Genomic DNA, 19,885 nt, shown 5'->3' with positions numbered 1-19,885 from the left:
CATCCTTCTTTCTTCATTAAAATTCAGTGATTTGTTGTAAAAACTTACGAGTTCGTTCTTGTTCTGGATGTTCAAAGAACGCCTGAGGACTTGCTTCCTCCACAATCGATCCGTCCGCCATGAACACAATTTTGTTTGCTACATTACGGGCGAATTTCAATTCATGGGTCACCACAAGCATCGTCATACCTTCCTGAGCCAGCTCTTTCATGACAGACAACACTTCACCTACGAGCTCAGGGTCAAGTGCCGATGTAGGTTCATCAAACAGCATCACCTCAGGCTCCATCGCGAGAGCACGAGCAATAGCAACACGTTGCTGCTGTCCACCGGATAACCGAGATGGATAAGCATCCTGCTTATCGGACAGGCCGACACGATCCAGCAGAAGCTTGCCTCGTTCGGCTGCTTCATCACGCTTGATCTTTTTGACTGTGACAAGCCCCTCCATTACATTACCCAGCACCGTCTTATGCGGATAGAGGTTAAATTGCTGAAATACCATGCCCGTCTGACGACGAATTTCTAACACTCTCGCACGCTGTACACGTAGAGAATCCGCACTGTCTACCACAGTACCGTTCACTTCAATTCGTCCACCAGACAGCTGCTCCAGACCGTTCAAGCAGCGCAGCAATGTGCTCTTGCCTGAACCACTTGGTCCGAGCAGTACAACGATATCTTTGGCGTTCACATGTAAATCTATATTTTTAAGTACTTCATTGTTCTCAAAGCGCTTGCTAAGCCCTGTCGTTGTAATCATCGGTTCTCCTCCTTCGATCAGTAAGCCCGAGCGAGCCTACGCTCCACTTGTTCCAGAATGGCAGAGAAGCCGATGCTCATGATCCAGTAGATCACACCGATCGCTAGATAAAACGGCATGTTTAGTGCATATTGAGAAACCAGTAATTGTGCCGAACGCAACAACTCGGTTACCCCAATTGCGGCCACAAGTGACGTTTCCTTCAGCATACCAATAAACGTATTACCCATCGGTGGAATAGCGATCCGGACAGCCTGTGGGAACACAATGCGTCTCATCGTCTGAGCCGGTGTCATGCCTGTCGCATAAGCCGCCTCTGTCTGCCCTTTGGGAACAGCTTGGATTGCACCACGGAAGGTTTCAGACAAAAAAGCACCTGCATTCAAGCTGAGTGCGAGACAAGCAGCGGTAAGTGAGCCTAAGGTTACCCCGTAGTCCACTAACCCGTAATAGATAACGAATAATTGCACGAGCAACGGTGTTCCTCGCATAATAGATACATAAAATCGGGCAATCAACCGAAGCCACATTGGCCCTTTAAGACGAGCTACGGCGACGATTACCCCAATGATAAAGGCAAAAAACATTGATATCACAGTTACATATAGAGTGTAATACGCCCCCTTCAAAAAGAAGGGGACATTCTCAAGTATCAAATCAAGTTCCATGGATCAAACTTCCCTTCGCCTTGCAGGTTCATTATTGCGCAGGCTCTTCATCAAACCATTTTTTGAAAATGGTGTTGTATGTGCCATCGTCCTTCATACCTTTGAGTGCATCATTCAGTGCAGCTACGAGTTCCGGATTCTCTTTACGAACTGCGATTCCGGCTTGGTCACTCTTAATTGGTTCGCCTACAGCTTTGATCTTGAAGCCATTTGCATCCACAATAGGTTTGAGCGCATACAGGTTATTAATTGTTGCATCGATACGACCTGCATCCAGATCTTTCAAGGAAGAGATAACATCGTCATACGTTTTGATCGTGAAATCGCCAACTTTGGGCAGTACTTCATTACGCAGGTATGTTTCATCATTGGTACCCAAACCTACGCCGATCGTTTTCCCTTTGAAATCCTCTAGCGTCGTAATATCGTTATTATCATTTTTCACAATGATTTTTACGGAGTTGGTAATGTACGGATCACTGAAATCCAGTGCTTTTTTGCGTTCATCGGTGATCGTCATTTGGCTAATGATCGCATCCAGTTTCTTGGATTGTAGACTTGGTGTCAGTCCAGAGAACTCCTGGGATACAAATTCAACCTCAACTCCCAGACGCTTCGCTACCTCACGTGCGATATCCGCATCAAAGCCATCCATTTCCTTCTTATCATTCAGGAAGTTGTATGGACGATACGTTCCCATCATCCCCACTTTGATAACGCCAGCCGACTTGATCTGTTCCAGTTCATTGCTCGCTGGTGCCGCAGCATCTCCGCCATTATCCGTTGTAGCTTTGCTGCCGCAAGCGCTAAGTACCAGCATGGTGATCAGTAGCAATGCCGTTAGCGTCCAGCCTTTACGAGTTTTGTTCTTACGAATGTTCAATCCAGTATTCATGTTGTGTTCTTCCTCTCAAGTCGTTATGTGGTTGTGCATACAAGAGCATTGTTATATGCGGTACCTAATGTATGGTGATACAGCAGTTATCCCCATTATTCCCTGCTCGTGGCTGAAACATGTGATAGGATGTACTTTCATTTTCCTAATCCAATGCTCATCCTTATTTCAAAATAAATGCTTCGGAATCAGGCCATGTCTTCATGTGCCTAACAATCCGTAAAATTCAAAGCTTGCTGCCTCCGCCGCGAGCGACGATGCTGTCATGGAAGAGAACTCGTTGTGCAGATCCTCTGAACCAAATAGCCAGCGCGTGATCATGCCTTCAATCATGCTGACAAGCAATGCTGCTCTGAGCGGAATATCCATTGATTTTGGCAACATCCCCAGCTCCATAGCTCTCTCCATGTTGTGACGAAATGCCGTTTCCACCGCATTGCGTGTCTCCTCAACCAGACGGCGAACTGCATCTTCGCTAACGATGCCTTTGAGAAGTAGCTCCATGAAGTAACGATTGTTTGCGGCAAAAGAGAACAAATCGGTAAACAGTCGTTCCGAAGCCTTCACCATATCTTCTACCGTTCCGGCATCCTTGCGGTATCCTTGTCCAATCGCTTCAAGAAGTTTCTCTCTGCCTGTGAGTACAATCTCGGAGGCAATGGCTTCCTTGCTTTTGAAATGCCAATAGAAGGTTCCCTGAGCGACACCCGCTTCCCGAACAATATCGGAAATTTTGGTCTGATGATAACCCTGCGTTGCAAAACGCTCTAGTGCTATGCGTATAATCTGGTTCCGGCGGTCTTCGCCAGGTTCCAAAGTATTACCTTTACTCATACGTTTAACCCTCCCGATTGATCAGTCAGTCAGTTAATGTATATCCTATGGGATAACTAGGTTTTTGTCAATATAGTTTTAAACAATAGATTCATGAGAGAAGTTGAAGTTGTATGCATTTCTGATCATAATAGAGCATAGCCATGTTCTAGAGGACAGGCATTGTGAAGCAGGGCAGCTCACTTCTGCCATCTGCATTTCAAGGAGGAAGAGAATTGGACTTTATATCATCTATTATTATGGGCATCATCGAGGGTTTGACTGAGTTTTTGCCCGTGTCCTCAACAGGACACATGATTCTGACCGCCCACCTGCTGGGTTTATCGGAGGACAACGAGTCAGTCAAAACGTTTGAGGTGGTTGTTCAACTCGGAGCTGTACTTGCAGTCGTGGTGTTGTACTGGAACAAGTTTATTGACATGTTCCGCTTCACTGGGGGAAAACGAAGTTATTCCCGCCGTCTAAACCTTGGACACATTTTTCTCGCAATGGTTCCTGCTGTAGTCATTGGACTTGTCTTCCGGGATTGGATCAAAGCCCATTTATTCGGCCCTGAGACGGTACTGTACAGCCTTGTCATTGGGGGCGTTCTGATGATTGTAGCTGAGCGCTGGAGCCACCGTAGTGAGCGCATCACTACCCATGATGTAGACGATATTTCGTATAAACAAGCCTTTGTAGTCGGGCTATTTCAGATTTTGGCACTGTGGCCTGGCTTCTCTCGTTCCGGCTCAACGATCTCTGGCGGTCTATTCGCAGGGATCAGCCGTGTAGCTGCAGCCGAATTTACGTTCCTGGTATCTGTGCCAATCATGATTGGTGCTACAGGATATGATCTATACAAAAGTATCGATCATCTGAACGGCAGTGACTTCCCGATCTTCGCTATCGGTTTTATTGCAGCCTTCATCGTTGCGATGCTTGCGATCAAAACATTCTTGTCCATTCTCAAACGACTGAGTCTTACGGTCTTTGCGGTATATCGCTTCGTTCTAGCAGCCGTATTCTTCATCATTCTAATGTAACGGCAAACATCGTAGCGCAATATAAATGGCGGTCTCACGTTCCTCTAGAACTGAGCCGCCATTTTATTTATGTGTTACATGTGCTAAGTGCTAAATCTAATAAATCGAGTCCTATGTATAGATGACATAGAGGCTTCTTCTACTTTTGGTGAACCTATAGATCTAGTACCACTGCTTCACTTGGATTTCTCTTAATTTCTTCTTAAATCTTATCTGCTCAATCAAATTATATCTATTCTGCTTCTGCTCCTCCAGCCGTCTTCTCACTCCTCGCATCAATAATTGATATCTTAGCTCATCATCATGGCTCAGTTGATGCATTTCTTGAAAAATAGATTTACTCATAGTAATATCTGTTCACTCCAGTATTAAATTTACTACATGAGTTGAACCGATGTTCAGCTTATGTCGCTTTAACATTGTACTGCTAGGGTCTAAACAAATTCTGAACACCTTTAGAAAGTTATGAATTGGAGTAGAACATTCAAAAAACACCTTCAAATCATGGGTATGATTGAAGGTGCCTATATGTGTTTAGATAAAACGCTACGTTTTAGTTATACTTTGGATTCCAATGTAGTCAGATATTCCGAGATTTGAGCAGGAGTCTTAGCCCATTTGCTGTGCAGGTGTGCGATTTTCTTGCCATTTTGGAAAACAAGCAAGCTTGGAATACCACGTACACCATTCTCCTCAGCCAATGGCTGTAATTCTTCCGCGTCCATAGCATAAAACGTTTTGTCGGTGTGCTGGTCAACTACATCTCCGATAAAACGATCCAAGTTTTTGCAGTCAACACACCAGGTTGTATCAAACTTAATAACCGTTAGACTGTCTGAATTGATGGTATCGCGATATTGTTGTTCACTAAGAATTCTTTCCATAGATGTTCTCTCCCTTGTCTATATATGTTCAGCCACAGCATGATCATGTGTACCTGAAACGGAATAGTTAATATTTTAACTTTATTTCATTGTACCTTGAATAGTTACATTTGAAAATAGGAGTTCCTATCTCAGCGGTGCTGCTTGTACAGGTTAGCCGGATTCGATTCCTTTATTTGTTGGATCTCCGCTGTTGTGAGTGGTGCTGATGCTGAAGCAGCAATATTATGCAGCAATTGTTCTCTAGAACTCGCGCCAGGTACAACCGCCGCTACGGCTGGATGCGACAAGGCATATCGAATTGCCGTTTGGGTCAAACTGCGCCCGTCCGTAACATAACGTCCCAGCGTTTCCCGAATGCTGTGAAGCTCAGCCGGCGTATAGTCCAGATAACCTTTATCAACCTTAGCTGCGCCAGAATCAGCGAGTACTCCACTTGCCACTGGCCCGCGGGCGATCACACTAATTCCCTTTTGCTCCAATAACGGCAATACCTCTTCCTCCGCTCGGCGATCCACTAGGCTGTATTGGTTCATGACACTTACAATCTGAGCTCTTCTCACATATTCCCGTATGACATTAGGTCGAATTGAGGAAATACCGTAATAACGAATTAGCCCCTCCTGCTTAAGTTCTTCAAATGCCTCGATGGTCTCTTCCATTGGATCTTCAATGGTACCGCCGTGCAGCTGATACAGATCAATATAGTCAGTCTGGAGACGTTTAAGACTGTCATGTACCGCCTGTTTGATATACGCCTTGGATGGATCCCATGCCCAACCTTCTTGACCTTGTATTCTGCGGTTCCCCACCTTGGTTGCTACAATAACCTGATCACGGCGTCCCTTAATCGCTTGTCCTACGATCTCTTCATTGCGCCCCGCGTCATACAGATCGGCTGTATCGATCAAATTCACACCGTGATCCAACGCTTCATGAATCAGGGCTACGGCAGGATTCACATCCGTTCCGAGCGACATACAGCCAAGACCAATCTCTCCCACCATCAATTCGGATGAGCCTAGACGATTTTTTTTCATATGTGCACCACCTCATATAATTTCTGCAAGTATCCATTGTATCATTCTTCATTGCAAAAATCGCATCCTGTACTTTGAAAAGCAGCATCTATATATGCTGATCTAAAGAATATTCATACTTGTCGCTCCGATGACAGAATAACCTTTCGATCGCTGTTATCTCCAGATTTTTTTGATTCGCTTTTCCGAAGGGGAAAATAAAGTAAAGTGAATTGGATGTAGAGCGCAAACAAAAACCCAGACTAGCTAGCCTGGGCTTGACATTACATGTTGATTAGATGGATTTATTTAATATCTATACGCTGTGGTCTCTTGCCAGTTGAAGAACTGGAGCCTTTCATCATGCCTGAGACTGTCGAAAACAACTTATCTCTTGCCTGCTTGTTCCTCATCAGATACGTTACGCCTGCACCAATAGCTGTCATGATAATTCCTTTACGTTTAGACATGTGTTCTTCCTCCTTTAAGGATAAATGTACATCGTGTCTTGTTTGAAATTTACCCGTTGTGCCGAAATCGAAACGTCCTGAATAAGCCATTGAAAAAATAAAATAATACGATATATTCATCTCATATCTCACTTAAGACATAAATTATGCAAGTAATTATATAGGCTAATTGAACGGGTATGATCCATAGCTTGTCCTGATTTAACCCAGCTAAAGTGTTATGTTATGAAATGAAGTTGATTCGCTAAACGCACAAAAAATGACCCCCACATGTGAATGCAGGGGTCATCTCGTCTTGAATATTAATCTGATGGTGTTGCCACATGAGTCATTTCTTCATGCTTATACGTTGAACCATCGGCTGTCAGATAAAAGTGTCCGATCGGATGAAGATCCTCATCCAATTCGTAGACAAGCGGAATGCCCGTTGGAATATTAAGCGCCATTACATCGGCTTCAGACATCTGATCTAAGTGCATGACCAATGAACGGAGCGTATTGCCATGAGCAGAGATAAGCACCCGTTTACCAGCCGATACAACCGGTTTGATCTCGTTGTCCCAATACTCCAGAACCCGCTTCGATGTATCCAGTAAGTTCTCCGTGCGAGGAATGGTACAACCCAATCGGGCATACTTGTCCTGATCTTGAACGTAACGTTCATCCGTCTCGTCTAGAGCTGGGGGCGAAACGCTAATGGAGCGTCTCCACTCCATCACTTGATCTTCCCCGTACTTGACTGCGGTCTGTTGTTTGTTCAAGCCTTGCAGAGCACCATAGTGGCGTTCGTTCAGTTTCCATGTCTTCGTAATAGGAATCCACATGCGATCCATCTCATCTAATGCGATATCCAATGTTCGTATGGAACGTTTCAGTACAGAAGCATAAGCATAGTCAAAATCAAAGCCCTGCTCCTTCAAAATCTTACCTGCTTTACGGGCTTCTCCGTACCCATCTGTGGTCAGATCCACGTCCGTCCAGCCCGTAAAACGATTTTCTACATTCCACATACTCTGTCCATGGCGAATTAATACAACTCTGTACATGACCGTGAACCTCCTTCCATGGAAACATTACCCGCAAGTGCTACAGGGATATACTTCGTTAAACTTTATTTATGACATTAATAATATGGTGCCATCATCAGGTAGACTACAACACCCGTAGAGCTGACATACAGCCAGATCGGCATGGTCCAACGAGCGATTTTACGGTGTTTCTTCAATTGATTCGTCCAGCCCCATACCAGGGTGAATAGAGCCAATGGTACAATCAACGCTGCCAGAATACTGTGCGTAATCAGGATGAAGAAATAAATGGAACGAATGATACCTTCTCCGCCATATTTTGAAGTTTCCGGGGAGAGGTAGTGGAATGACAAATACGTTACAAGGAATAACATTGTCGTCGAAAATGCGGCAATAATAAACCGTTTGTGTAGTTTCACATTTCGTTTGATAATGGCAATTAGTGCCGCTAGCAAGAAGATGAAGGTGAAGCTGTTAAATACAGCATTAAAACGCGGCAGTATGGTAATATCAAAGTCTACACTTCCCTTGTAGCCGATCGATGGCGCAAAGAACAACAATAAAATAATGACATTGGCGAGAATGGAAATGGTGATGATAATACCTGCAAAATTTTTATTACTGGTCGGGGTAATTTGGTTCGATTGCTTGTTCGGGTCCCCTTTGGCCTGTTTGCCCAATGTAAAATCCTCCTCATATCCTAACTTCTATGTTCTATGTCATTATATCTCGGCATTTGTCGGCTGTTAAGTGACAACACTCTGAACAAAAATGTCCACCACATGATGTTATCGTGCCCCACGGCGTAGATTCTAATGAATGAGGTGTGCTGGTTGTTTACCGTAGAGTGTAATTCTGTTATAATTAATGTCATTAATCACATACTCGTTTAACAAGGAGGAGCCTGTCACCAAGGCCCCTTCTTGTCTTCTATTGGCATGTCAGGGTGCGGTTATCACTGCCCTAACATGCCATTTTTTTGTTTATTCGCTGGTATGAAGCGGCCTTGGTGAGGCAACCTATAAACGCTAATGTCGGAGAGGAGTACATGTATGGAATTTATTTTATCTCTTGCTTTGATTCTAATTTTCACTAAACTCGCGGGTGACCTATCGGTAAGACTTGGTCAACCATCTGTGCTGGGGAAATTAATCGTTGGTGTTATCCTTGGTCCTGCTCTACTGAACTGGGTACCCAAATCCGATTTCGTTCACTATATGGCCGAGATCGGAGTACTATTATTAATGTTTATTGCGGGTCTTGAGACGGATCTAGAGCAATTGAAGAAAAATTGGAAGGCTGCTTTTGCAGTTGCTGTCGGTGGAGTAATTCTTCCTTTTATCGGTGGTTATGGAGCGGCTATTGGTTTCGGCATGTCCCAGACCCATGCTCTGTTCTTCGGACTTCTGTTCTGCGCTACCTCGGTGAGTATTTCGGTGCAAACGTTGAAGGACATGAATCAGCTCAGTTCACGGGAAGGAACGACGATTCTGGGAGCGGCTGTCGTAGATGATGTGCTGGTTGTTGTTTTACTGGCTGTCATGATGAGCTTGCTCGGAACAGGTGCTGGAGATATTTCAATTAGCCTGCTTATTGGTAAGAAGTTATTGTTCTTTGTTATCATAATCGCTGCCGGATGGTTCCTTGTTCCACGAATTATGAAATGGATGCAGCCGCTCAAGGTAACTGAAACCGTTATTACAGCAGGTCTGATCATCTGCTTCGGATTCTCCTACTTTGCAGAATGGATGGGCGTTGCAGGCATCATTGGTGCGTTCGCCGCAGGAATCGCTATTTCCCAGACAAGCTTCAAGCATGAAGTGGAGACCAAGCTAGAACCGATTGCTTACGGTATTTTTGTTCCTGTATTCTTCGTGAGTATTGGACTGAATGTGCAGTTTGATGGCGTTGGTTCTCAAATCTGGTTTATTGTCGTAATCAGTTTGATCGCCATTGTAACGAAGCTGCTCGGCGGTGGAGCTGGTGCTCTGCTCACTGGTTTTGATCGAAAGTCGTCCCTAGCTATAGGCTCAGGTATGATATCCCGGGGAGAGGTCGCACTTATTATTGCGTCAACTGGGCTTGCTTCTGGGCTGCTGGACTCCGAGTATTTCACCAGTGTTGTGATTATGGTTATTATTACGACTCTGGTAACACCACCACTGCTCAAAATCACGTTTAGTCGAAAAAAGGGCGAACGCAAGATTGAACAAGAGATTCAGCAAGAATCGAATATTTCTGGATAAGTGATCGAGTCTTGGAGCGGGGCACCACGTACGCTGGGAGATGCAAGGTTGCTTAAGTTTAAACAGGTGAAGTATTGAAAACATTCCTTATTTAAAGCTATACTTGCTTAATAAAATGCAATATATCGGTCGTGAAGCACACGCCGCTTTGACCCATTCTCCCCCTCAACACGAAGGTGGTAGAAATGGGCGAAACGGCTTTTTTCTTTTTTATATGTCGAGCTGAAGCCCTAGAGAAAGAAATCGAACTCCAGAGTACTATCTAGAATAGAAAATGAATTTAAGATATCCTACCCATATAACAGTAAGTACTCGCCACAATCCTATCATAGCCACACATCAGTAAATCCACAGCGACCGTATGTTAGAAAAAACAAAAAAGACCCTTTGCACAAAAAAGGTCTTTAGCTTAGCTTGCCCATCACGCTGATAGGCTGTCCGATTTTAAGTCAACACTCCAACATAGAATCCAATCGATATGAACACAACGCACCATAGAAATGCACCGATGCCGGAGAAGAGGATATATCTCCCCATAGCCATACGGCTGATTCCTGAGAAGCAGCACATCAGGTGACGAATCCCGGGAATGAAGTAGCCTAGAACGATGGACCAGTACCCATACTTCATAAACCAGGACTCTACCCTGACCAGCCGTTTGGCGTTTACCCCCACCCATTTACCGTATTTCACGACTAGCGGCCTGCCGGCCTTCTTGCCAATCATATAGCTGAGCAGTCCACCGGTGAACGCACCACCAAAACTGACAACAATACTTACCGAATAATTCAAAACCGAGATCGAGGCAAGATAACCGACAAACGTCATCATCACCTCGTCCGGTATAGGCATACCGATTACACCCAGAGCCAGTAGTCCATAGATTGCGAAATAGCCGTACTGACCAATAAATTCTTTTGCAAATTCCATCACTGACTCGCTCCTTATTTCGGTTCCACGATATCCTTCTCTTGAGGGGTCAATACCTGTTTTAGAGAGGGGAATCGAATTTGGCTAACCATTAGACCAGATAACACAACGATGACGAGATAGGCTACACCAAGAGTAAAATAAGGGCTCCATAGCGCGAAAAAGGACATTAGGCCACCCGCAAATGTAATCGGCATGCCGACAAAACCTTGACTCGCTGTCTTCTGGCAATTGTAGCGTGCCAGTCGGAGAGCACCACAGATCGGAAACAGAGCCGTGAGTGCCATCGCCAAAATACTTCCTCCGTTCATAACGTTCAGATACAGAATCAGTATCGGAGCTGTACCAAATGAAATCACATCAGCAAGGGAGTCTAGTGCTTTGCCAAATTCCCCTTCACAGTGCAATTTACGAGCAGCAAAACCGTCAAACAAATCAAAGAACATTGCAACCCAGATCAACATTACAGCAAGTGCAAATTCCCCATGTATGGCCATAATGACCGCCAGCATACCCGAAGTTAAATTACCCAAGGTTAAAATTGATGGCAAAGATTTCATAAGACTTAACTCCCTTTCTAACTAGGCATTAGGAAAAATAATATAGAAGCGGACTCCGTCTGGTGTATTCTCAACTCCATAACGACATCCATGTAGATCCAGAATCTGCTTCGCAATGGCCAGGCCAAGCCCGGTTCCCCCCATTTTGCGATTACGTGAACGTTCTACCCGGTAAAATCGTTCCCATATATTCTGACGTTCAGGTTCCGATATACCTTCACCTTTGTTCTCGATAGAGATACGAACCTGACCTTCCAGACGGCTAATCTCAATCAAGATGTCTGATTGTGGCACAGCATGGCGGATCGCGTTCATCAGCATATTGTAAATTACTTGCTCCAGCTTACTGCGATCTCCCTCAACGGTCTGCTCTGTTGTGGAGACCAACACGACATGAAGTTCTTTTCCCTTCAATTGTGGACTCAGACGTCCAGCAATATCTTCTATCATATCTCCGAGAGCTACTGCATCGGTGTTCAGCTTAATGGCTTGCGATTCTAGCCGAACAAGATCCAGCATCTCTTCGACCATCGTTTCCATTTTTACAGCTTCATCTGCAATAATCTCAATGTAGCGTTCACGTTTGTTCTCACTTACACCATCTCTTAGCCCTTCAGAATATCCTTTGATGATACTGATTGGCGTTTTGAGTTCATGCGAGGCATCTGCAAAAAATTCACGCTGTCGCTTCTCGATCCGCTGCTTCATCTCCATATCTGTGCGCATCTGACTATTCGCCTGTCGGAGCTCCTCCAGCGTCTGCCCAAGTGTCGTCGACAGAGCATTCAGACTTTCAGACAAACTACCGATCTCATCATTACGCCGAATAGGTGATTTTACAGTGAAGTCTAACGTTGACATCTTCTTCGCCACATGATTCAGTGCCAGTAGTGGCTTCGTAACGATACGCGATAGTAACAGAGCCAGGAACAATATGAGTACAAATGCAGCAATTCCGAAATACCCATAGAATAACCTTGTCGCTTCATTGGCTTCACGCATCTCCTGCAGAGATGTCAACGAGAAGATAAGCTGTTGTTCCCCTGATTCAGCATTGCGAACTGGGGCTATGGCGATTACATTACGTACTCCACTCCAACTATCCGTCCATTCCTGATTTAACATCTTCCCATTCTTCAGACTAAGTTGATTCTCTGATGAAAGAGGGAAGAAACTATCCAACGCTTGCACGAGTAAACCTTGCCGCTGACTCCATGTTCCCAGGTTGGGAAGAACGACTTTGGTCAATATGCCAGACCACTCCTGCACAGGTTCATTCAATTCTTCGAAGCTCCCTGTCCCCCATACCGAAGTGTTGTTGTCTTTGATCTTGAAGGGATAGATCATCGGTTCATGCAATCCATTGGCTGATCCCGTTATGGTCAATTGCTGTCCATATTTCAGGTGGGAAGCAATCCAGCCCGCATTTTCACTGTTGATAAAAAGGGACAGCGACACTTCTACTTCCGAACCATCCTCTTGCAGCAACGTAATGTGAAATGGATCATTCACGAGCTTGCCAGTGTTGGTCAGGATGACCAGATGAGACTGATTCTGACGCATGAATTTGCCAGTTTCCTTCGCCAGTTGTATATCATTCCAATGTCCTGCGGAATACTGTTGTTCGAATCTCGACAATTTTTTCTTAATGCTGGTAATCTTCTGGTGTTGGTAGAAGTCCGGGAACCATACCAGCTGAGCAATCACAGTAGTTCCGTAGAGTAGGAGCAAGAACCCCGCCATCACCAGAAACAGCTTCATCGTTACACCGGTACGTCTCATGCCTCAACCTCAAATCGATAGCCGGTACCAATCACCGTACGGATACATTTGGCCTCTTCACCAAGCTTGCTGCGAAGTTTCTTGATGTGTGTATCGACCACTCGAGAGTCCCCATCAAAATCATAGCCCCATACGCGGTTCAATATCGCATCACGGGATAACACAAGTCCCTGATTTCGTGTTAGATAGAGCAATAGTTCATATTCTTTGGGTGCCAATTCAATCTCTACGCCGTTTCGCTCAAGCCTTCTCGCCCAAGGGTCCAACGTTACGTGTCCAAATCGAATGACACTCTGATCTTTACTAACGGCACCTTCGACCCTTTTCATTAATGTCTCTGCACGAGCCACAAGTACACGAGGACTAAACGGTTTGGTTACATAATCATCCACGCCAAGCTGGAAACCGTGAATCTTATCATCATCCTCCGATCGCGCAGTCAGCATGATAATAGGTACGGTCGATTGAGATCGAATATGACCACAAAGTGTCCATCCATCCATCTCCGGCATCAACACATCCAGAATAACCAAATCCACTTCATGTTGTTCTAACTGTTCAAGTGCCTCGAATCCGTGCTCGGCTTCTAGGACATTCCACTGTTCTTTTATAAAATAATCGGCCACAATCTCACGAATGCGGCTTTCGTCTTCCACCAGAAGCACTGTTCTGACCATGGCCGACTCTCCTTTTTAATTTCTGATAATAACATAACGATTCGGTGTGTCGTTCATGTGTCCAACAACTTCTTAAAGCGTTTATACGGCTTGATATAAACGCCTAACACATACCGAATGTTGCTATTTTTAAAAAATAACACAAAAAGGTGGCCATCAACGAGCCTTTCACCGCTCATTGACAACCACCATGAAATTAAAGACCTATCGTCTCTGGCATGAATCGCACCTGTCGCGAATTAACGTTGATGCTCCAAGCGGTGTGCCGCATGCAGTGTCGGGCCAACAAAACGATTCAGTGGGAATCCACCCGCAATCGCTTTAGTAATAAAGGCTTTCCCTTCACGAACAGCCTCTTTCACGGTCAGACCGCGTGCCAAACCTGCGGTAATCGCTGCAGAGGTTGTGCATCCTGCTCCGTGCGTGTAACCAGAGCCAACAACATCAGCTTCATACCATTCATAGTTTTTACCGTCATAGAGAAGATCCATCGCTTTACCTGGATTGATTACACCACGATCTTTAATTAGGACATGCTTCGCCCCTTGGTCATGGATGATGGATGCAGCAGCTTCCATCTGTTCCTTCGAGCGAATTGGGCCACTTTTCGCGAGTTGTGAAGCTTCAAACAAATTCGGAGTAACGAGATCTGCGCCTGGCAGCAAAAACTCAATCATCGCTTCTGTATTTTCAGGCTGCAACACTTCATCTGTACCTTTGCAGACCATTACCGGATCGATCACAATCTGTGGTAGCCCGCTGCGACGAATATGTTTAGCCACAAGCTCAATAATGTCTACAGAGCCCAACATGCCCGTCTTCATTGCATCAAATCCAATACCGTCTAGCACCGTACGAAGCTGTGCTTCCACTACATTTAATTCAACAGGAAATACCTGGTGATCCCAAGTTTCAGGCTTCATTGCCACAACGGTAGTCAATACGGTCATACCGTACACACCTAGCTCCTGAAAAGTTTTCAAATCGGCTTGAATTCCTGCACCGCCGCTTGTGTCTGAACCAGCTATTGTCAAAGTTTTTGGAATCGTCATGGTAGTTGCATTCTCCTTCATGTTTCAGTTGACATTATCCTATCCCTTGTACGAGCGGATGTCAATGGCATCTGAAGCCATACCGGGTATGCTTTTGAGCAGGATTTTAGTTCACGTCTTTTGTCTCTAGACGATGCATCGACAAGGATGCAATCCATAAACCAATCGCCCCTAAGGTAATAGGGATAATAATAATGGAATTCAGCGAAAGCGAGGATCCGCTACCACCTGAACAGATAATAAACACTAAAATGATCGAAGAGACCAACGTGGCTGTAACCGACTTTTTACGCATACCGAAATACAATGGAATTAGCGCCATAGCCGCAGCAGACAGAGAGCTAATACTATACTTCAATAACAACCCCCATGCTTCATTGGCCGTTAATGAGTCTGTAACAAAAGGATAGTAATGATTCACGGTCAATAGGATTGCCCCCATCAATAAATCGGTGAACATGATCATAAAGAAGGTAAACCCAAATATGATAATCAATTTGGCAGCGATAATTTTATGGCGTTTGATCGGATAGGTGAACATGACGTTCATCGTTTTATTCCGGTACTCTTGGATAATGAACTTGGATAACAGCGCTCCGGCAAATACGATAAAGGTCGCTCTCGCACATACATCAATGAGCATAAAGGATACCGCATAGTTCGAATAAGCATAGTCATCCGCTCCCCAATCCACGAAAGCAATCATGGCTAAAAACCCAAAGATAACAATATTAGCTATCCCCGCTGCAATCAGATTTTTAGAAAAGTGGTGTTTCCGCATCTCCAGTTCAATGAGCTTAAGCAACGTCTCCATCTCCCTTCACGAGATTCAGGAAGTGTTCTTCTAATGAATGTGATCGTTTGAAGATGGACTCAATCTGTACACCATGCTCGATTAGCTGGCTGGTTAACTGCGACGGAACAAGACCCGTATCATAGATGCGTAACGTCTGCTCATCCATTAACTTGAAGTTTTGGAGTCCAAGCTGATGTTCAATAACATAAGTTGCTTTGCGGATATCCACAGCCTGTAACTCCACGTACTCAGTGTGAAGACCGCGGATACTTTCCATCGACACTTCCTCTACTAATCTCCCACCGCGAATGACCCCTACCGTATCAGCAATCTGCTCAATCTCTCCGAGAATATGGCTTGAGATTAACAAGGTGATCCGGTATTCCGTGCTGAGACGTTTAAATAAATCCCGCATTTCCTTAATCCCGACAGGATCAAGCCCATTGATTGGTTCATCTAGAATGAGCAGTTCAGGGGTTGTGATGAGTGCTCGCGCAATACCGAGTCTTTGCTTCATCCCAAGGGAGAAATCACGAACGGCTTTCTTCCCGGTATCCTTCAGGCCCACCTTTTCTATCATATCGTTGATCACTTTCTTGTTGTGGAAGCCCATGTACTCACAATGAAGCTCCAAGTTATCTCTAGCCGATAATTTATCGTAGAAAAAGGGGTATTCGATAATACTTCCCATCCGCTTCAACACTTCGTAGGAGGTGGGTGTTAATTTTTCTCCGAACAATTCAATCTCGCCAAAGGTTGGCTTCACTAGGTTCGTCAGCATTTTCATCATCGTCGTTTTGCCCGCACCATTCGGTCCCAGGAAGCCGTAAATTTCCCCTTGCTTAATATTCATATTAACGTCGGACACCACTTCTATTCCTTCATATGTCTTGGACACACCTATCGTACGTGCAATATAAGTCATATCTCATGTTCTCCTTTACGATCCCTTTTGTGGTTGTTCAAGAATCTATATAGAATCAACTAAAGAGTGTTACACTTACCACTGCGATGACAGAATAACGTTCCGATCGCTGTTATCCCCAGATTTTTTTGAATCCCTTCTGCAAAGGGAAAATCCGGGGATAAAGGCGAACGCTTCGCTTCTTCTCGTTATTTCTGTCCTCTCCGTTCTCGTGTAAAAAGTTTAGTTGAACGTACGCAGCTTCATTCAGTCTTATTGATGAAACTGCTCTAAATGAATACTCACTACCGGGTTCTGATATCTGTATTGTAAAGAGAAATGTCTTCTTTTCTATTAATCATTTCTTACAAAAACCTTAATCTTGATTTATTCCAAGATATATTCCCCTAACAAGGCTTCAAAGAGATGGAAAATACGGTTCGTTGGTTCGGAACACTCCGTAATTCAATGCTACCTCCCATGCGCTCAACCAATCTTTTGGTGATGGTGAGACCTAGGCCGCTTCCCTGGTACTGTCGATTACGGGAGTCCTCCAGCGTATACATTCGCTCAAATACACGGCTATGCTCACTTTCCGGAATACCTTTTCCCTGATCCCATATTTCCAGCAACACGCCGTCACTATTCGTATGATGAAGGGAGAGTCCTAACATTTTGCCGTCAGATCCATATTTCATCGCATTGGTAATAAGATTATTCAGCACACGGTCAAGCGCTTCCTCGTTCGCTTGCACGAAGAGATCTCCTTCGGGGATGTCCAGTTTCACTTCCAAGCCAAGTCCCGTTAGCATCTCGTAAAAGGAAATCATCTTCAGTCGGCATAGCTCACTTAGATTAACCCGAGTCATGGACAGCTCCATATCACCTGACTCCAGCTTCGCCAGGTCAAAGAAGGAGTGGATCAAACGTAGCACCTCTTGGGCTTTATCATGGATCTTGCCAATCATAACCTCTCGCTCTTGATCCGTTAATGCTGGGCTATGTAGCAGTGTTTCACTATATCCAAGTACAACCGTTAACGGTGTTTTCAGATCATGGGAGATGTTGGACAGCATATTACGCATCTCTTTCTCCTGATTAGCATAACGAGCTCCAGCTCGGTGGGCGTAATCCAGAACTTGATTAATATCACGAAGAAGCTGCTGGATGGGAGCATCGTTGCTGAACACTAACAATCGCTCGTATGTCCCCTGATCCAACAGATGTTCCAATTTAAGGTGAATATAGTTCATTTGCTGGCTACGTTGAGCCAATTTAATGGCTAAGATCACGACAACGAGTGCTAACCCTCCCGTAGAAATGCCCAAAAGGACGAGCATCATGTCTGTTCCACCTCCAGCTTATACCCGATGCCCCACAACGTCTTAATATATTGAGGCGCTGAAGGATCCCGTTCAATCTTCTCGCGCAGACGACGCATATGTACGTTAATAATGTTCTCGTCCCCATAATACTGATCATTCCATACCGCAGCATAAATCTGAGCCTTCGTAAACACTTTGCCTGGGTGGGTAACTAACAATTTCAAAATACCAAATTCTTTAGAGGTTAATCGAATAGCAGCGCCTTCTCGCTCCACTTCATAGGTGTCCATGTTCATTACCAACCCACCGAACTCCAGACGTTCATGCTGCACAGGTGCGTTGGGAGTTTCTATAGGCTGAGCCGTATAGTTGGCGCGCCTGATCGCTGCTTTAATACGGGCAGTCAGTTCAATTAGCGAGAAGGGTTTACTTAGATAATCGTCTGCGCCGAATCCAAGCCCTAACGCCTTGTCTACCTCCCCATCCTTGGCCGATAGAATGAGTACTGGCACCAAGCTGACCGAGCGGATCGTCTGCAACACTTCCATGCCATTTTTGCGAGGCAGCATCAGGTCTAGAATAACCAGATCGTATGCTTGCTTCGCCTGTTTGAACTGCTCCTCCGCTTCATAACCATCATAGGCATATGAAACGTCATAGCCCTCTTTTTCCAAATAAGGACCTACCATTTCACTAATCGAACGATCATCTTCAACAAGCAACAATCGGTGACTTGACACAACATTCCCCTCCAACATATTCATTTATCTTTATTACCTCACATTTTGTTTCAATTGGCAATGAAAGGATGTCTGCCGTTCATGCTCTTCTTATCACTGAATTAAACATAGAAAAAACCGGCAGAATACTACTTGAACTCAGCAATTGCAACTGCTGTACCTCAAGGGCATCCTACCGGTATATGGGATTAATTTATAATCATATCAAGACCTAAACTAGGTACTGATGTTATCTACAATGTAATCTAAAATGGAATCTATAGGTGCTCATTTCTGAACCAACATAGACCAATCGTGCCTGCGCCTGCATGAATACCGACCACAGGTATAAATGGCATAATCTCGGTCTTGAGCCGTGGTAACAATTCGGATATCTGCTGTTTGATCGTCACAGCTTCATCTGGATTGTTGGCATGCATGATGCATACATGCTTCACTTTTTCCATATCCACTTTCAGCACATCCAGCATACGTTGTTTCGCACGTTTGAAAGTACGAATTTTCTCGTTCACAACAACTTTGCCTTCCTCAAATCGCAACAGCAGATGAATCTTCAATAACTGACTCAAGACAAGTTGTGTTCCGGATACTCGCCCGCTACGATGAAGATTCTGAAGACTGGCCGGAATAAGGTAAAAGGACATATTTTCAATCATCTGTTCAATGTTAGCTTTGATCTCGGCTGCACTAGCGCCTTGTTTCTGCCACTCCAAACCTTGCAGGATCATCTCCCGATGAGGATATGCACCTGCCATTGAATCAATTGCAGTCACCTTCACACCTGCTATTTCCGCAGCCTGCATAGATGTGTGTAATGTACCACTAAGCGCAGTAGAACAATGAATGGTTATGATCTCATCGTATTGATCCTTCAATGACTCGTACAATTCAATGAACTCGCCGATTGGCGGCTGTGAGCTACTGGCTTTGGATGCTGTCTCCAGCTTTTCATAGAATAGTTCCGGTGTTATATCCTCTGATTCTCGGTAACATTCCTCTCCAAATACAACACGCAGCGGTACAATATAAACATGATTTTGCTCAGCGAAAACAGGATCCAGTGTACTCGTACTATCGGTGACCCATGCAATTTTCTTCATGACATCCTTCTCTCTTGCCGGATTGATCGTTCTGTATCTTCATTGGTCAGGCACGTGGCCGGCGTAATATTTTAAATTTAAATAACTCAAGTTGTAAACGTTTACGACAATACCTTCTTAATTATAAAGGAACAGACAGCCTGTTGTCTTGTGACGCACTCTTGAACAGGGGCATAAATCCCGAATT

21 protein-coding genes are annotated in these 19,885 nt (G+C 44.6%); 2 read left to right on the top strand and 19 right to left on the bottom strand.

Annotated features, from left to right (window positions below):
• Positions 1-16: 16 nt before the first annotated feature.
• The 4 genes from MH215_RS26205 to MH215_RS26190 form a co-directional block, all read right to left on the bottom strand.
• Entirely contained in the window at positions 17-763 is a 747-nt protein-coding gene (locus MH215_RS26205) for an amino acid ABC transporter ATP-binding protein (RefSeq protein WP_056693238.1), read from the bottom strand.
• A gap of 17 nt (positions 764-780) precedes the next feature.
• The gene (locus MH215_RS26200) at positions 781-1,431 is read right to left on the bottom strand and encodes an amino acid ABC transporter permease (RefSeq protein WP_056693229.1); all 651 of its coding nucleotides are present in this window, start codon (positions 1,429-1,431) and stop codon (positions 781-783) included.
• A gap of 31 nt (positions 1,432-1,462) precedes the next feature.
• The gene (locus MH215_RS26195; RefSeq protein ID WP_239293932.1) at positions 1,463-2,326 is read right to left on the bottom strand and encodes a substrate-binding periplasmic protein; all 864 of its coding nucleotides are present in this window, start codon (positions 2,324-2,326) and stop codon (positions 1,463-1,465) included.
• A 201-nt stretch (positions 2,327-2,527) separates the two neighbouring features.
• On the bottom strand, positions 2,528-3,160 hold the full coding sequence (locus MH215_RS26190) for a TetR/AcrR family transcriptional regulator (RefSeq protein WP_056693219.1): 633 nt from the start codon (positions 3,158-3,160) through the stop codon (positions 2,528-2,530).
• A gap of 239 nt (positions 3,161-3,399) precedes the next feature.
• Here MH215_RS26190 and MH215_RS26185 point away from each other — a divergent pair, with 239 nt between their 5' ends.
• Entirely contained in the window at positions 3,400-4,185 is a 786-nt protein-coding gene (locus MH215_RS26185) for an undecaprenyl-diphosphate phosphatase (protein WP_056693502.1), read from the top strand.
• A 557-nt stretch (positions 4,186-4,742) separates the two neighbouring features.
• Here the strand turns inward: MH215_RS26185 and MH215_RS26180 are convergent.
• The 5 genes from MH215_RS26180 to MH215_RS26160 form a co-directional block, all read right to left on the bottom strand.
• On the bottom strand, positions 4,743-5,069 hold the full coding sequence (locus tag MH215_RS26180; RefSeq protein WP_239293931.1) for a thioredoxin family protein: 327 nt from the start codon (positions 5,067-5,069) through the stop codon (positions 4,743-4,745).
• A gap of 131 nt (positions 5,070-5,200) precedes the next feature.
• On the bottom strand, positions 5,201-6,109 hold the full coding sequence (locus MH215_RS26175) for an aldo/keto reductase (protein WP_239293930.1): 909 nt from the start codon (positions 6,107-6,109) through the stop codon (positions 5,201-5,203).
• 284 nt (positions 6,110-6,393) lie between these two features.
• Positions 6,394-6,558 (bottom strand): hypothetical protein, encoded by a 165-nt coding sequence (locus MH215_RS26170; RefSeq protein ID WP_164848570.1) that lies wholly within the window; start codon positions 6,556-6,558, stop codon positions 6,394-6,396.
• A 302-nt stretch (positions 6,559-6,860) separates the two neighbouring features.
• A complete protein-coding gene (gene gpmA, locus MH215_RS26165; RefSeq protein ID WP_145051782.1) occupies positions 6,861-7,604 on the bottom strand; it encodes a 2,3-diphosphoglycerate-dependent phosphoglycerate mutase in 744 nt (247 codons plus the stop codon).
• Between the two features lie 77 nt (positions 7,605-7,681).
• The gene (locus MH215_RS26160; RefSeq protein ID WP_239293929.1) at positions 7,682-8,266 is read right to left on the bottom strand and encodes a DUF420 domain-containing protein; all 585 of its coding nucleotides are present in this window, start codon (positions 8,264-8,266) and stop codon (positions 7,682-7,684) included.
• A 372-nt stretch (positions 8,267-8,638) separates the two neighbouring features.
• Between MH215_RS26160 and MH215_RS26155 the strand changes: the two genes are divergently transcribed.
• Positions 8,639-9,832: a cation:proton antiporter gene (locus MH215_RS26155; protein ID WP_239293928.1), complete on the top strand. Its 1,194-nt coding sequence runs from the start codon at positions 8,639-8,641 to the stop codon at positions 9,830-9,832.
• 444 nt (positions 9,833-10,276) lie between these two features.
• On the opposite strand, the gene MH215_RS26150 is transcribed toward MH215_RS26155, so the two are convergent.
• The 10 genes from MH215_RS26150 to MH215_RS26105 all read right to left on the bottom strand — a co-directional run bounded on the left by MH215_RS26150 (position 10,277) and on the right by MH215_RS26105 (position 19,698).
• The gene (locus tag MH215_RS26150; protein WP_056693193.1) at positions 10,277-10,762 is read right to left on the bottom strand and encodes a DedA family protein; all 486 of its coding nucleotides are present in this window, start codon (positions 10,760-10,762) and stop codon (positions 10,277-10,279) included.
• Between the two features lie 14 nt (positions 10,763-10,776).
• Positions 10,777-11,322 carry a CDP-diacylglycerol--serine O-phosphatidyltransferase gene (gene pssA / locus MH215_RS26145; RefSeq protein WP_239293927.1) on the bottom strand — a complete coding sequence of 182 codons (546 nt, stop codon included), beginning with the start codon at positions 11,320-11,322 and terminating at the stop codon, positions 10,777-10,779.
• Positions 11,323-11,343: 21 nt separating this feature from the next.
• On the bottom strand, positions 11,344-13,104 hold the full coding sequence (locus MH215_RS26140; protein ID WP_239293926.1) for a sensor histidine kinase: 1,761 nt from the start codon (positions 13,102-13,104) through the stop codon (positions 11,344-11,346).
• Positions 13,101-13,781 (bottom strand): response regulator transcription factor, encoded by a 681-nt coding sequence (locus MH215_RS26135; protein ID WP_239293925.1) that lies wholly within the window; start codon positions 13,779-13,781, stop codon positions 13,101-13,103. Before MH215_RS26135 ends, MH215_RS26140 begins: the two co-directional genes overlap by 4 nt.
• Positions 13,782-14,020: 239 nt before the next feature.
• On the bottom strand, positions 14,021-14,833 hold the full coding sequence (gene thiD, locus MH215_RS26130) for a bifunctional hydroxymethylpyrimidine kinase/phosphomethylpyrimidine kinase (protein ID WP_145051801.1): 813 nt from the start codon (positions 14,831-14,833) through the stop codon (positions 14,021-14,023).
• A gap of 106 nt (positions 14,834-14,939) precedes the next feature.
• Positions 14,940-15,638, bottom strand: a complete 699-nt coding sequence (locus MH215_RS26125) for an ABC transporter permease (RefSeq protein WP_239293924.1) — start codon at positions 15,636-15,638, stop codon at positions 14,940-14,942.
• Complete coding sequence (locus MH215_RS26120; protein ID WP_239293923.1) at positions 15,631-16,554, bottom strand: ABC transporter ATP-binding protein; 924 nt, start codon at positions 16,552-16,554, stop codon at positions 15,631-15,633. The genes MH215_RS26125 and MH215_RS26120 overlap by 8 nt, the downstream gene beginning before the upstream one ends.
• Before the next feature lie 386 nt (positions 16,555-16,940).
• Positions 16,941-17,876 (bottom strand): sensor histidine kinase, encoded by a 936-nt coding sequence (locus MH215_RS26115; protein WP_239293922.1) that lies wholly within the window; start codon positions 17,874-17,876, stop codon positions 16,941-16,943.
• Positions 17,873-18,616, bottom strand: a complete 744-nt coding sequence (locus MH215_RS26110; RefSeq protein ID WP_275446344.1) for a response regulator transcription factor — start codon at positions 18,614-18,616, stop codon at positions 17,873-17,875. Before MH215_RS26110 ends, MH215_RS26115 begins: the two co-directional genes overlap by 4 nt.
• 239 nt (positions 18,617-18,855) lie before the next feature.
• Complete coding sequence (locus tag MH215_RS26105; RefSeq protein ID WP_239293921.1) at positions 18,856-19,698, bottom strand: DegV family protein; 843 nt, start codon at positions 19,696-19,698, stop codon at positions 18,856-18,858.
• Positions 19,699-19,885 lie beyond the last annotated feature (187 nt).

Source organism: Paenibacillus sp. ACRSA (assembly GCF_022346845.1).
Classification (GTDB): Bacteria; Bacillota; Bacilli; order Paenibacillales; family Paenibacillaceae; genus Paenibacillus.
The sequence above is the reverse complement of the archived record's forward strand: the minus strand, read 5'-3'. Positions and strand labels throughout refer to the sequence as shown.